Origin of the sequence: Bacteroides ovatus (assembly GCF_001314995.1) — a bacterium.
Classification (GTDB): Bacteria; Bacteroidota; Bacteroidia; order Bacteroidales; family Bacteroidaceae; genus Bacteroides; species Bacteroides ovatus.
This window is the reverse complement of the sequence record NZ_CP012938.1, coordinates 4,175,736-4,190,841: the sequence shown is the minus strand read 5'-3', so window position 1 is coordinate 4,190,841 and position 15,106 is coordinate 4,175,736. Positions and strand designations below refer to the sequence as shown.

General features: G+C 44.5%; 10 protein-coding genes. 6 read left to right on the top strand and 4 right to left on the bottom strand.

The features are described from left to right. Positions 1-8: 8 nt before the first annotated feature. The 3 genes from Bovatus_RS16145 to Bovatus_RS16135 all read left to right on the top strand — a co-directional run bounded on the left by Bovatus_RS16145 (position 9) and on the right by Bovatus_RS16135 (position 1,989). A complete protein-coding gene (locus Bovatus_RS16145; RefSeq protein WP_004296878.1) occupies positions 9-644 on the top strand; it encodes an outer membrane beta-barrel protein in 636 nt (211 codons plus the stop codon). A gap of 105 nt (positions 645-749) precedes the next feature. Beyond that, positions 750-1,469, top strand: a complete 720-nt coding sequence (locus Bovatus_RS16140) for a hypothetical protein (protein WP_004302923.1) — start codon at positions 750-752, stop codon at positions 1,467-1,469. A 49-nt stretch (positions 1,470-1,518) separates the two neighbouring features. Continuing rightward, positions 1,519-1,989: a lipocalin-like domain-containing protein gene (locus tag Bovatus_RS16135; protein WP_004307810.1), complete on the top strand. Its 471-nt coding sequence runs from the start codon at positions 1,519-1,521 to the stop codon at positions 1,987-1,989. A 241-nt stretch (positions 1,990-2,230) separates the two neighbouring features. Here the strand turns inward: Bovatus_RS16135 and Bovatus_RS16130 are convergent, their stop codons facing one another. The 3 genes from Bovatus_RS16130 to kduI form a co-directional block, all read right to left on the bottom strand. Beyond that, complete coding sequence (locus Bovatus_RS16130) at positions 2,231-3,472, bottom strand: DUF4861 domain-containing protein (RefSeq protein ID WP_004296875.1); 1,242 nt, start codon at positions 3,470-3,472, stop codon at positions 2,231-2,233. 258 nt (positions 3,473-3,730) lie between these two features. After that, positions 3,731-4,534: a gluconate 5-dehydrogenase gene (locus Bovatus_RS16125; RefSeq protein WP_004296873.1), complete on the bottom strand. Its 804-nt coding sequence runs from the start codon at positions 4,532-4,534 to the stop codon at positions 3,731-3,733. Between the two features lie 40 nt (positions 4,535-4,574). Then, positions 4,575-5,417 carry a 5-dehydro-4-deoxy-D-glucuronate isomerase gene (kduI, locus tag Bovatus_RS16120; RefSeq protein WP_004296872.1) on the bottom strand — a complete coding sequence of 281 codons (843 nt, stop codon included), beginning with the start codon at positions 5,415-5,417 and terminating at the stop codon, positions 4,575-4,577. 429 nt (positions 5,418-5,846) lie between these two features. On the opposite strand from kduI, the gene Bovatus_RS16115 reads away from it, so the two are divergent. The 3 genes from Bovatus_RS16115 to Bovatus_RS16105 are packed head-to-tail and all read left to right on the top strand — an operon-like array spanning position 5,847 to position 12,936. Then, positions 5,847-9,209 carry a SusC/RagA family TonB-linked outer membrane protein gene (locus Bovatus_RS16115; protein WP_004296870.1) on the top strand — a complete coding sequence of 1,121 codons (3,363 nt, stop codon included), beginning with the start codon at positions 5,847-5,849 and terminating at the stop codon, positions 9,207-9,209. Between the two features lie 4 nt (positions 9,210-9,213). Next, a complete protein-coding gene (locus tag Bovatus_RS16110) occupies positions 9,214-10,803 on the top strand; it encodes a RagB/SusD family nutrient uptake outer membrane protein (protein WP_004296869.1) in 1,590 nt (529 codons plus the stop codon). A 27-nt stretch (positions 10,804-10,830) separates the two neighbouring features. Then, positions 10,831-12,936: a sensor histidine kinase gene (locus Bovatus_RS16105; RefSeq protein ID WP_004296868.1), complete on the top strand. Its 2,106-nt coding sequence runs from the start codon at positions 10,831-10,833 to the stop codon at positions 12,934-12,936. A gap of 204 nt (positions 12,937-13,140) precedes the next feature. On the opposite strand, the gene Bovatus_RS16100 is transcribed toward Bovatus_RS16105, so the two are convergent. After that, positions 13,141-14,802: an IS1182-like element ISBf3 family transposase gene (locus Bovatus_RS16100; protein WP_004296258.1), complete on the bottom strand. Its 1,662-nt coding sequence runs from the start codon at positions 14,800-14,802 to the stop codon at positions 13,141-13,143. Positions 14,803-15,106: the final 304 nt, after the last annotated feature.

The window sequence follows — 15,106 nt, the reverse complement described above, 5'->3', positions numbered from 1 at the left end:
AAATAACAATGAAAAAAGTACTATCAATGATTGCCGCACTCTTATTGTGCGTAGGAACTCAAGCGCAAATCGTATCATCCAGAAGTGCAATCGTCAAAACAGAGAAGCAAGCCAGCAGCACACAATGGTTCTTGCGTGCAGGTTTGAATATCATGAACTTCTCCGGTGACGGAGCCGAAGGAGCTGACTCAAACATCGGATATAACGCAACATTTGGCTACCAGAAGCCTTTAGGCAGCACAGGAGGATACTGGGGAATGGAATTTGGACTCGGCTCCCGTGGTTTCAAAGTGGAAGACACGAAGTGCATGGCTCATAATATACAATACTCTCCGTTCACATTCGGATGGAAATTTGCAGTGGCGGACAATGTTCATATCGACCCGCATGTAGGAGTCTTTGCCAGCTACGATTACACGAGCAAAATGAAAGCAGACGGAGAGAGCATCAGTTGGGGAGATTACGCAGATTACATGGAAGTTGACTACAATCATTTCGATGCCGGTATGAATATCGGTGTAGGAGTCTGGTACGACCGTTTCAACCTGGATCTCACCTATCAGCGCGGATTCATAGATACATTCAGCGATGCCGACGGATTCAAGACCAGTAACTTTATGATTCGTCTAGGTATTGCCTTCTAAGGACAACCAAACCTCAATAAACCATATTATTTATTCAGCGTCCACGATCTTTTCTCTTCGCAAAAAGGGCCGTGGATGCTGTTTTCTTAAAAATAACGGAATATGATGACCAAACGACAATTTCTGGCAATCATGTATCTGCTGACGGGAGTTATCCCGCTGATAGCACAGACTTTCACCGAACAGAAAAAGAGCTATCCCGTCAGTGCAGACGGCAATAAATATGTGGTCAGCGGATTTACCCCTTTCAGCAGCATGCATGACGAGAACATCTACGCTAATGCACTGTTATGGACCGTCAAAAATGTCTGTCCGCAGCTACGGGAAGGGATCACAGAGGTAAACGTACCGGCTAAAAACTTCAGTTGCGATCTGATACTTGCCTCGCAAGCAGATTCAAATCAGAAGAATACTTACTATTGCAAAGCCCTGTTTCAAGTAAAAGACGGCAAGCTGGTCTACTATCTTTCCAATATACGGATAGAATCATCAGCAGTGATAATGAAAAAAATAACTCCCATGGAGAAGCTGCAACCGGACAAGAAAGCATCTCACAAAGAAATCATGGATGACTTCGTACAGGTGGAATCGCAAGTATTGAATAAAATGTTCGACTTCATCGTAACGAACCAACTTTCACCAATCACTCACTGGAATGAAATCAGTATCAACAAGCCGGTGAAAGGCATGACGGAAGATGAATGTCTGCTGGCCTTCGGCAAACCGCAGACTATTCAAGAATCAAATGGAGAAGTGCAATGGATGTATTCCAGCTCGTTCTACCTATTCTTCAAGAATGGACATGTGGAAACGATTATCAAATAATCCCATAAAAACAAATCATCTCAAAATCAAACAATTAAAACAATTTATTATGAAAACAATCTGGAAAGCAACCGTTTGCATAGTTGCAGTATTACTGTCGTTCAGCATTTATTCCTGTGGCGATGACGACGATGACGCTGTCGGTTCACGCGATTTATTGTTAGGAACATGGAATGGAGTGTATTATCTTTCACAAGAATGGGAAGATGGTGAAAAGGTAAGTGACTCTAAAGAAGATTTTGTAAATGGAACCAACCGTTATTCCATAGAGTTCAAGGAAGATGGTACGTATGTAGAAAAAGATGTCTACAACTCCTCCGGAAGTACTAATTATTATCACGGTACATGGAGCTACTCCGGTAATAAGCTGACTCTCATCGACACTGAAGAGGATAATTACACAGAAGTGTGGACAGTGACCACAATGACAGAGAATGAATTAGTCTATGAACTTCGTGAGAAAGAGAAAGAAGACGGAACGACATACGAATATTACGAACAACACGCTTTTACAAGATAGCTCAAGGACATTATCTTTCTTTTCCAGAAAGACACATTCTTAATTCTCTTTCTTTTTCAGAAAGATAAAAATAAGCAAAGGTTCCTTTGATAAAAAGAAACCTTTGCTTCATCTATTAGAAAAGACGCATGATATTCAATAATGAATCGCGTATTCAGTGAGCAAAAGAAATTAAAGAGGGCGTTTCGTCACACCCCGACAATCCTTCTTTTTTGACTGTATAAGCAATTCAGCACATTAATTAATATGCCACCGCCAACGGAGTACGCAATTTCTGCGCATATTCAGCCATATATTTATTCCACGCATCCTGAGTCTTGATAGCCGCCTTATCCCAGGCAGATCCCCAGTAATAAGTATATTCAGAACCAGGCTCATATTCGCTGATAGCCAGCACATGACCGTCGGCTCCACCACGATCTTTCTTTTCCTTTTCGGAAAGAAGAACCACTTTCGCCTCTTTTACCTGTGCAGGGAATGCAGCACCCACAAATATCTTACCGTTTGCACCGCTACGGTCAGTTGTAGGATCTACGTAAGTGATATAGCCATTTGCAGCATCTGCCACAACCGCACCGTCCGGTTCACGCAATACAAGTCCTGTAGTTACCGGCATTGCTTCTTTCAAATTGGTATATGAAACAACTGTTTTATTTAGATAAGAACCTGCATCCAAGGAGATGACGCGTGTTTCCACCACGTTAGAATCTCCACGGACCACCAGCGGATAAAACTCCAGCTTCACCGTGAAACGCAGCGGACCATTATCAAGGATTTCCTGTGTGCGATAGCAGTAAGGATAGATAATAGTGTCACCTGCCATCAAAGCGGCAACGCCGGCGCCCAACGTGGGACCTACGGCATAGCAATCCATACCGTATCCATGATCGATATGGTAAGAGATGGCATTCTGCAATTCGGAAGCGGCTTTCGGATCTGTCTTTTTCAGTTCGGCTATCTTGGCACGCTTTTCAGGATTAAGTTCTTCAGCATACAGAGATTCCAAAATCGGCTCCGTAGTATTATACTTCGTAAAAAGATCATAGCCAAAACCACGTTCTCCACGAGCCTGCAAAGCAGGACCATAAGCACGGAATCCGCCAAGATCATTCTCCCAGGCTACGTCGTCCAGACGTTCGGGGTAGTATTTACCGCAAGCAATGACATCAAAAGGTGCCGGTGTGCCCGGTTGAATGGTATAAGTAACCGCACTGTTTGCCCCTACCGTAACGGGGAAGACCACCTTCTCATCATACGTCACCTGATAAGGCACTTGCTGACCGTCGACGTCAAGCACCACAATCTGTGCCGTATCCGCCAGTTTCAATTTAGCGACCACATCGCTCATCGGCACTTCAACCATCTCCCCTGCCCGTTCAAGAGCCAAAGAATTGGTCACTGTGACTGTCATTGACTGCTTGCTGTCGGCACAAGAAGCAAAACCAATCAAGGCTACAACAAACAGAATTAATATCTTTCTCATAATTAGTCTACATTGAATGAATAACATATACTTTGCAAATCAGAGGCTATTATATCCGGCATGTTGGATGTATAGCTCCAACGCGTCAGCTATATATATCCAACGTGTTGGAGCTATATGTTCAACACGTTGGGCATATATGTCCAATAAATCGGCCATATAGCTCCTGCAAAGGGAATAATAAAAAATAAGGTGACAGATGAAAAGAGGATGCTCTTTGCCATTCTATCACCTTACCGGAATTTCTTCTATCAGCTATTATTTCGGTTGTTTTCCGATATAAGCAAGAATACCACCATCTACGTAGAGAATGTGACCGTTAACAGCGTTAGAAGCTTCAGAAGCAAGGAACACGGCAGGACCTGTCAGTTCTTCCGGATCCAACCAACGACCGGCAGGAGTCTTAGCGCAGATGAATGAATCGAATGGGTGACGGCTTCCGTCTGCCTGCGGCTCACGAAGAGGAGCAGTTTGCGGAGTAGCGATGTAACCCGGGCCGATACCATTACACTGGATGTTGTATTCACCATATTCAGAACAGATATTGCGAGTCAGCATCTTCAAACCACCCTTAGCGGCAGCGTAAGCAGATACAGTTTCACGACCCAATTCAGACATCATAGAACAGATGTTGATGATCTTACCTGCACGTTTTTCCATCATAGCCGGCAAAACAGCCTTAGCAACGATGAATGGAGCATTCAAGTCGATGTCAATTACACGACGGAAATCAGCAGCATCCATCTCGTGCATAGGAACACGACGGATAATACCTGCGTTATTTACAAGGATATCAATTGTACCTACTTCTTTTGCAATCGTAGCAACCATCGCCTGAACAGCCGGTTCGTCTGTCACGTCGCATACATAACCGTGAGCTTTGATACCTTTTGCAGCATAAGCAGCCATACCTTTGTCTACCAACTCTTGATTGATGTCGTTAAAACAAACTTTAGCGCCTTGTTCTGCAAATGCAGAAGCAATAGCAAATCCGATACCATAAGAAGCACCTGTAACGAGAGCTACTTTACCTTCCAAAGAAAAATTCAAAAACTGATTCATAATTCTTTTTGTTATTAAATTAGGAAAACTATTGTAGTTGTTATTTCAAATCTGTAATCAACGAGAAGTCCTGATCGCCGTAGTCGAGGTTCTCGCCACCCATTCCCCAGATAAAGGTATAGTTGTGGGTAGCAGCAGCCGAGTGGATTGACCATTCGGGTGAAAGAACGGCCTGATCGCCTTTCATCCATACGTGACGCGTCTCGCCTACCTCACCCATGAAGTGGCAGATAGCATGATCTTCGGGAATTTCGAAATAGAAGTAGGCTTCCATACGACGGCTGTGTACGTGTGCCGGCATCGTGTTCCACACACTTCCCGGAGCGAGTTCCGTCATACCCATCTGCAACTGGCAGGTAGGCAACACCTGATTCACCAGCATCTTATTGATGTTGCGGTGATTGGAACCTTCCAAAGAACCCATTTCAGCTACTACGGCATCGGCTTTCGTCACCTTACGGTCGGGATAATTGCGATGTGCAGTCAGTGAGTTGAAGTAGAATTTAGCAGGATGAGCAGCGTCTTTGCTTTCGAAAGTCACTACGCGGTCGCCCGAACCCAGATAAAGAGCTTCTTTATAGTCCAGTTCGAACTCTGCGTCGCCTGCTTTCACAATACCGGGACCGCCAACATTGTAGATACCCATTTCGCGACGGGTGAGGAAGAACGGAGCTTTCAGCGGATCAATCGCTTCGAGCGTCAGCACCTCTCCTACCGGAAGCGCACCACCTACCACCATACGGTCGTACATGGAATATACCATATTTACTTCATTGGGGACAAATATCTTTTCGATTAAGAAATCTCTGCGAATTCTTGTTGTATCATAACTTTTTGCATCTTCCGGATGCGCAGCATAGCGAATTTCATAGTTCGTTTTCATACCTTATTTATTTATAGTTATTGAATAAGTTCTCTATTCTACGTGCACTTCGTTTACGTACACGATGCAAAAATAGCAAAAGAAAACGGGTTTACCTTGCAATTTTGTTCCAATTATCCACCAAAAATGTCCAGAATCCGTGCAATGTATACTTTTTTAACGAACTATAATACGTTTTGGGAGAGATTTCTACTTAATGCAATGAAAAAAAGAAAGAAGCCTCTATCTCTCGAGCCGCAAGAACAAATAATATAAAATATAGAACAAGAAAAAGTATCTAATTTGCCAATTCAGCTAATAATTAGCAGTCTACACCGTTAAAATTGCATAAATAGGAGGCAATGTATTATAACACTAATTATAATATATTAGTTTTGTAAATGTTTAAATAGCAAGCAAAATCAACAAATACGTCAAGATATACAACTTATGACAATTATTAAAAGACGGACAGAAGATACTTTAATAAAGATAGGAGTGATATGCATTTACATGCTTCTATCCATTAACCTAACTTATGCCCAAATAAAAAATATAACAGGAATCATCATTGATGAGGAAAGCCGGGAACCATTGACAGGTGCTTCTGTCACAGTGAAAGGCAGTCGGCAAGGCTGTATTTCAGATCTGGATGGAAAGTTTAGTCTTCAACCAACCCTCCCCGGACAGCAAATGCTGGTTATTTCTTACATAGGATACCAAACTATCGAAGTGCCTGCCCGGCATAATATGATGGAAATCCGGTTGCGTCCGAACGTGAACGAACTGGATGAAGTAGTAGTGCAGGTAGCGTATGGCACTGTCCTCAAAAGATCAATTACCGGGGCTGTTTCCGTAGTGGACAGTAAGCAAATCGAAATGCGTCCGGTCAGTTCTGTTATCTCCGTGCTCAACGGAGCAGTACCGGGGCTACAGACAATTGACGGAGTGGGGCAGCCTGGTATCGAAGCGGAAGTCCGGATCCGGGGATACAGTTCGGTGAACGGAAGCAATAAGCCGCTTTACGTGGTAGACGGTATGCCCTATACGGGATGGATCACCGATCTTAATCCGGCAGACATAGAAAGCGTCAGCGTACTGAAAGATGCTGCTTCATGCGCATTGTACGGTAGCCGGGCTTCGAATGGTGTGATTTTAATTACCACCAAAAAGGCGAAGAAACAGGGAGTTTCTCTTCAACTGGACATTCGCCACGGCTTCAGCGCGCGTGGACAGGGTGATTACGAACGTATGAATGCCAATCAATTCATGGAAACGATGTGGCAGGGGTATCGCAACCAGCTTATCAGCAACGGCAGTAGTCCCGAAGAAGCGACCATCGCCACCAACAATGACATTATCAGCAAAGTAGGAATCAACATCTATAACAAAGCCGATAATGCCCTTTTCGATGCAAACGGTCATCTGGCATCCGACGCCCGGATACTGGACGGATATAAGGACGATCTCGACTGGTATTCTCCCTACACACGTAACGGTCACCGCCAGGAATACAACCTAAGCGGAGAATCCGGCAATGAAAAGAACCGGATCCGTTTCTCGCTAGGCTATCTTAATGAAGACGGATATACCAGGAAAAGTGATTTCAATCGTCTTAGCGGCTCACTCAACGCTGACTTCACCCCACGCCCATGGCTAAAAACGGGCTTGTCGCTCGGAGGCACTCACCAGAAAACGAACTGGGATATAGGAGCCGCCGGAAGTGCGCAATCCAATAACCTGTCGAATGCATTTTACTTTGCACGGAGAATAGCACCTATCTATCCGGTGCACCTCCACTATACAGAGGATGTATTTGCCAGCGACGGCTCATTGCTTCATTCCAAAGGAGATTATATCCTGAACGAAGAAGGCGGAAAACAATATGATGACGGTTCGGAAAGCCGTTCGGAATCGGATGCCGCCAGCAATGGACGCCATCTACTGTGGGAAAGCGAAAAGAACAAGTTGTGGAACGCTGCCAATACCTTGCAAGGAAATGCCTATGTGGACGTTTCTTTCCTACGCGATTTTACATTCTCATTGAAAGGCAATATCAGCCTGCGCAATATCGAGGACAGCCAATACGGAAATGCGGAAATAGGCGCTTACAAGGACACTGGTTTTATCAGCAAGATCGATCAGGAATATAAGGAATACACCCTGCAACAGCTACTGGCATGGAAACACCAGTTCGGCAGGCATTTCGTAGAATGGATGGTGGGGCACGAGAACTATGATTACAAGCTTAATTTCGACGCCATACAGAAAAAGAATGAGAGCTTTCCCGGAATAGACGAACTTTCAAATTTCACCACCACAACTTACAGTGAGGGATATAAAGACACCTATCGTACAGAGGGTCACTTCACACGGGCCCGGTATGACTACAACGAAACTTATTTTGCCGAAGCTTCTTTCCGGCGCGACGGTTCCTCCATCTTCCATACAGACCATCGCTGGGGTAACTTTTGGAGCGTAGGTATCGGCTGGATGCTTTCCAACGAAGCGTTCCTGAAAAACGTGTCGTGGCTGAACCGCCTCAAGTTACGGGTTTCTTACGGGCAAGTGGGAAACGATAACTTCGGAAGCAGTAATGGCCTGTACCAGTGGATGTCTCTCTACGGCTCTGCCGTCAACGGTGGAGAAGCCGCTTACTACAAAGTGCAGAACGAAAACCCGGAACTAAAATGGGAAACGAATTCTTCGCTGAATATCGGTCTGGAAACTCGTCTTTTCAACCGTGTGAACCTAAGTTTCGAATACTATAACAAGCATTCGGACGACTTGCTGTTCAAGTTTATCCAACCACTATCTGCCGGTGCCACTGACTCATCGACAGGCCTTTCCACCGTCTGGCGAAACATTGGAGACGTTTCCAATAAAGGATGGGAATTCTCTGCCGACGGGGATATCATCCGCAACCGGGAATGGGAATGGAATGTAGGTTTGAACCTTTCCAAAGTGAAAAACAAGATCGGAAAACTGCCGGATAAAGATCGGGAAGAGGGAATTACGAACGGAGATTTCCAGAAGTTCAAAGAGGGACACAGCATTTATGAATTCTGGCTGTACCAGTATGCTGGCGTAGACCAGATGACAGGTCGCAGTGTATATCTGCCGGACTTCAACGCTTATTACATTGCCGGAGAGGATGGAAAAACACCCGTAAACGGAGAAGAGAGCACCGAAGGTAAAAATCCGATTCCGACAGACAGTTGGGTAGACATCAACGGACAATATTATACAGGCGACCCGAGATATGCACGCAAAGACTGGTCGGGCAGTTCATTACCGAAGATAAACGGCTCGGTCACCACCTCTCTCCGCTGGAAAGACCTGACTCTGTCCGCCCTGATGATTTTCAGTTGCGGTTCCAAAGTCTTCGACCAGCCTTATCAGACTCTGACATCGGTAGGCGTACATTCATTGACTCCCGATTTACTGAATGCATGGACAGCAATCCCCGAAGGCATGACGCCCACATCGCCCAACCGTCTCGATCCATCGGGTATTCCGCAAGTGAATCTGGATGCAACGATCAATGGATATAACAGCCAGAAAGCATCTACACGCTATATTGTAAGCGGTGACTATCTAAGCATCAAGAACATCACCCTCTCCTATCGCCTGCCCGCCACATGGAGCAAACGATTGACACTCGGCGGCATCCGTTTGCATGCTGCCATAGAGAATGTCGCCCTGTTCAGCAAACGCAAAGGGCTGAACCCGGTACAGACTTTTGACGGAATCGTCAACAATTATACGAGTATCGCCCGTGTTTTCTCGTTCGGAGTCAACATTAACTTATAGCCTTATGAAGAAAAAAGCCATACACATGAAATTCCTGAATCACTCCATAGGATTCTGCCTGCTCCTGACGCTGTTGTGTTACTCCTGCGCCAGCGACTATCTGGATACCGCCCCTACCAATCAGGTATCTCCTGCCGATTTATTCAAGGATGAAGCGTACGCTGCCTATGCTGTCAGCGGATTGGAGAAGTTGATGAAAACCACTTACCCCACTAATAAACTCGATGGCGTGTCATTCAACGGTGAAGGATCTGTCAAACTGATGTATGCCGAGTATCAGGGGGCTGACATGTATTGTCCCCGCAACAATTTCTATACGATATTCAACGGGGCTTCTCATGCCATACCTACCAGTAGTTACACGGAGTATATGTGGCATTATTACTACAAAGTAATCAGTAATGCCAACGCTATTATAAATTATGTCGACCCCGAAGGTAGTCATAAATTCAAATATATTTATGCGCAGGCACTAACCTACCGTGCCTATTGTTACCTGCAACTGCTGCAGTTCTACTCGCCACGCTGGTGCGATTCGCAAAACGGCAGTGCTGAAGGGGTGGTTCTCCGGCTCAATACATCTTCTACCGGCGACTGTCCTCTTTCTTCTATGCTGGCCTGTTACGAACAGATTTACAACGACCTTAACCAGGCCATCACCTATTATCAGGCATCCGGAATTGCCCGCAAAGAAGACGAGAATCACAAAATCAATGTGAATGCCGCTTACGCCACCTATGCCCGTGCCGCACTCACCCGTGAGGATTGGAGTACTGCCGCCCATTACGCTGCACTAGCACGTGCCGGTTATCCGCTTATGAATGCCGATGAATATTTCGACGGATTCAGTACCGTCAACCGCGAATGGATATGGAGTATCTATGACAGTGAAGAAGAATCGCTGGGAAACTCATCCCTCGCCGCACGCCTTGCATACAACTCCTCCTCTACTCTTGTATGCACTTATCCGGCCTGTATCAACCGTGAACTGTACGATGCATTACCGGAAAGTGATATCCGCAGGGGACTTTTTCTCGATCCGCTCGAATATACTTATAACACGGGTGGTATAACAAACAATGGTCTGGGCGGAAGTGCACTCACCAGTTACGCCCAAGGGTTGCATCCCGACCTGAATACTTCGGCAAAAATATACGCTTATATGTCGTTCAAATTTAAGTGTATCGACAAAGTAGGTGCCATGCCTTTCAATCTTTTCCGCAGTTCGGAGATGTATCTCATCGAAGCAGAAGCCAACTGCCACCTGACGCCTTCAAAAGAAGCGGAAGCAAGGCAATTACTGAAAGAACTGATCCGCGACAGCGGACGCGACCCTCAATATACTTGCGACAAGAGCGGTCAGGCACTGCTCGACGAAATAAAGTTCTACCGCCGCATCGAACTATGGGGCGAAGGATTCAGCTGGTTTGACTTCAAACGGCGCAAAGACACCATCGTACGCCACACCTTCGAAGACGGAGGAAACTACATGACCAACGCAGCCGTAACTATCAACCCGGAAGACGCCAACAACTGGATGTGGGTGATTCCCGCCAAAGAATACGAATATAACAATGCCATAAATAAACAATAAGAACACTGTAAATCCATAGTAATCAAGATGAAAATAGTCAGGTATATCAGTATATGTTTGTTGTTCACCTTTATCGGATCTCTCCTTCCAACCAAGGCGCAGGACAATCCGTACAAGATAGACCACTCTCTTTATCTACTTTATGAGGAGGCAACTAAACACCGTAACAACGCAACCGGACTGGAAATAGCTGATACTATCTATACCAAAGCCATCCGGATCAACGATAAAAAGGCACAATGCCTCGCTCTTACCATTCCGGTAATCTACTATTTCAATAATGGGAAAACGGAATTACTGGAGAAAGCAATCAGCAGGCTTCAGGAGATATCCCGAAAGAACAACTACCTGCAATATTACTACTTTGGCAGCATCTACAAAGTTAATTACCTGATGAACACAGGTAATACCCTGCGTGCGCTCCAGGAGGCTGAATTGACTAAAGAACAGGCATTTGCCGACGACTATCCCTACGGTATCTCCACTTGCCTGCGAATGATGGGAAACATTTACTTTGCGCGCAGGGAAAACCGGACGGCACTGGATTACTACCAACAATCGCTGGTATACACACAGGAGAAGCTCCCTGAGCAGGATATATCTTATATATACTGGAACATATCCATGCTCCAACAAAACCTGAAACAATATGAAGCAGCCTACGAAAATGCCGAGAAAGGAATCAAGTGTGCCAAGACTTCAACCAACAAATATGCCTGTATGCTGCGTAAATGCACACTTTTATACGCGCTCGACAGGGAGGAGGAATTCAAAAGCTATTATCAGGAATGTTTAAAAGCGACCGAAAAACATGGTGAAACCAGAAGGAATGAACTGAATAAGTTGAAGATATACAATTATATACTCAACCAACAATATGATAAAGCGCATGCTCTCGCCGACTCCACCTCTATCTTACATGAGAGAATAGCTTTTCAGGCAAATATTTACGCAAAAGAGCAGAAGTACAAAGACGCTTACCAAGCGCTTCAGAAGCTCCAGAGTTTACAGGATTCTCTGAACCAACTCATACAGACTGCCGACCTGTCGGAACTGAATGTGCGTATCGGCAACGAACAACTGAAAAGAAAAGCGCAAGCCTTGCAGCTGGAAAACACACAATTAAACCTGCAAAAGACAACGCTCGAACTGCAGCAAACGAAATCGCAAGTGGAAATCGAGAAGATGAACGCCGAAAATAACGAGCTACTACTAAAAAACCGTAACCTGGAGCTCGCACAATTCAAAGCGGAAACCGAACGTACACAGAGTCTTATGGTAGCTAAACAGGCAGAATCCGAACGCCAGCTGATGATATTGAAATTCATCCTGATATTCTTCTGTTTCTTTGCCATAGCCCTCACGCTCTACCTTTATCTACGCAGAAAATCAATCAGACAACTGCAAGAGAAGAACGAAGAACTGACGATTGCCCGCGACCGTGCCGAACAGGCAGACAAGATGAAGACTCATTTCATGCAGAACATGAGCCACGAAATCCGTACCCCGCTCAATGCCATCGTAGGATTCTCACAATTATTATCCAACCCGGATCTGCCATTGGAAGATGAGGAAAAGCTAGAATTCAGCTCGCTCGTCCAACACAACTCCGAACTGCTCACCACGCTTGTCAACGATATTCTTGACCTTTCCGCACTGGAAAGCGGCAAATACACCATGAACCTGACTTCCTGCCATTGCAACGAAATGTGCAGGCTCATACTCTCTACCGTAATGGATCGAAAAGCGGAAGGAGTGAAGCTTTATTATACCTCCGAAGTGGCAGACGATTTCCAGATCACCACAGATGAACAACGCCTGCAACAAGTGCTTATCAACTTCCTTACCAACGCAGAGAAGCACACAGAAAAAGGGGAAATCCATCTGCATTGTTCACTGACCGAGTATCCCGACAGAATCACGTTCTCTGTCAGCGACACCGGGCCGGGCATCCCTGCCGACAAGATGGATAGTGTATTCGAACGCTTCAAGAAGTTGGATGAGTTCAAACAGGGATCAGGACTGGGACTGAATATATGCCGCACCATAGCCGAACGATTACATGGAGAAGTCAAAGTAGACAAGAGCTACACCAATGGCGCACGTTTTCTGCTTATACTTCCATTAAAATAAGATTAGCTATTGACTTTCCTCTTTTTATTTTGTATCTTTGAGGAACAGAAAAAGAAAAAAGCAATATGAGTTATATAAAAATCAAGACATAATAACACATTATCAAAACATATATTTCCATATATGGAAGAACCGAATGAGGTTGTGTCAAAACGTTGGCACAACCTCTTTTATATTTTACAGTTCTGCTATATTTTCTTTTGGCTATGCTGCTTTTTCCTCATGCATTTGGCAACAAGTTGCTATATTCCAATTATATCGGGTTATAAATAGTCCCATAAACATATATTTGGCAACTGTAATGAGCCCCTTTCCTTCTTTTATCAGTTTAGCACACATTTTTTTGATATTAAAGGCTATAGCAAAGAAAGCAAAGTCCATTGTAACCTTGTCTTCTCCCACATGCCGGAATCTTCTGTATGCCATGTTGTATTTCATTTGTCCAAACACAGCCTCTGGTTCTATACACCTCCTGCCTCTATGCTTGATACCTTCTTCTGAGAGCAACCTTTCCCGTGCCTGCCGTTTGTATTGATTTAATCGGTGGTTGACTTCTATAATACGGTTCCCCCGAGCTTTAAAACAACTGCCACGCAAAGGGCAACCTTCGCATCTTTTTGCTTTATACCGGGCACTTTCGATGATGTATCCGCTCGCTGTCTTGTCACGTTTGGTTCCTATACGGTTCATGTGCTGTCCCATAGGACAAACGTAATAATCCTCTTGGGCATTGTAATGGAGACTTTCGGCATGGAACGGGTTGGGAGTATAACGAGGACGCTGTTCTTTATGGAAGTAATTGTACTTGATGAAGGCTTCTATCCCATTCTCCTGCATGAACCGGTAATTTTCTTCCGAACCGTAACCGGAGTCTGCCACACAGATATTCGGTAAACGGTTATAGCGGTACTGGAAAGAGTGGAAAAAAGGTATGAGGGTCAGTGTATCGGTAGGGTTGGGAAACAGACGGAAGTCTGTGATGAATTGGTTTTCAGTACCTATTTGCAGATTATATCCGGGTTTGGTCTGCCCGTTCTTCATGGCATCTTCTTTCATGCGCATGAATGTGGCACCAGGATCGGTCTTGGAATAGGAGTTACGTTCTCCAAGGGTATCAAGGTGATTGTCGTATTCTATCAGCTTGTCACGATACCCTTCAAGTTCCATGACCTGCTTCTTCTTTTTGCGCAGGGCTTTCTTTTCTTCCTTATCCTTTGTTGCAGGCTGGCGTTCCAGGGCTTCTTTAAGTTCATCCACTATGTCAGAGAGCCTGCAGGGAGTAAACTCCACGGATGTGTCTTTTATAGAGTTCTCCTGTGCAATGGCTTCATCCACCTGTTCCAAGAGAATACGGATTTTATCCATTAGTCTCGTACGGTTCCGTTCGACTGTCTTGCGCCAGACAAAAGTATATTTGTTGGCTTTGGATTCAATCTTGGTGCCGTCGATATACTCCACATCAAGGCTGATGAAACCTTTATCGGCAAGGACAAGAACCAACTGGGTAAATACATTATTTATTTCCTCCTTTACACGGTTACGAAAACGGTTGATCGTGATAAAATCCGGATGCTCATTACCGGCAAGCCAAATATAATGAATGTCACGAAGGAGGTGCTTCTCTATTTTACGGCAAGAATAGATATTATTCATGTAGGCGTAGATTATCACCTTAAGCATCATTTTAGGATGATAAGGACAACGGCCCGTTTCCTTATAAAGCTTCTTGAAACTCTCAAGATTGAGATTGTCAATAACAGCATTCACGATGCGGACCGGGTCGGTCGCAGCTATGTTTTCATCAATTCTTTGTGGAAAAAGAACGGTTTGGTTGGGAATGTAAGGACGAAAATGTAACTTTGCCATAACGAAAAACTTTATACCTAAAGATACGAAAACTTTGGGTAATAACAAAGCCCGGGCTTGAGAAAGTCTGGGCTTTGCGCATAAAAAAAGGCTGTGTCAGCGTTTTGACACAACCTCATTTTGTATATATAAATCCCACATATTCCAATAATTCTCTGAAAATAGTTTCTAATAAACTCAGATACCGTTCTTAATAAACTCTCTCACTATTTATTAAAAACGGTATTTGGATTTATTATAGAAATGTAAATATATTGTTGCTAACAATATAGAAGTCTATTCAAAGATGAGTAGGGCAAACATC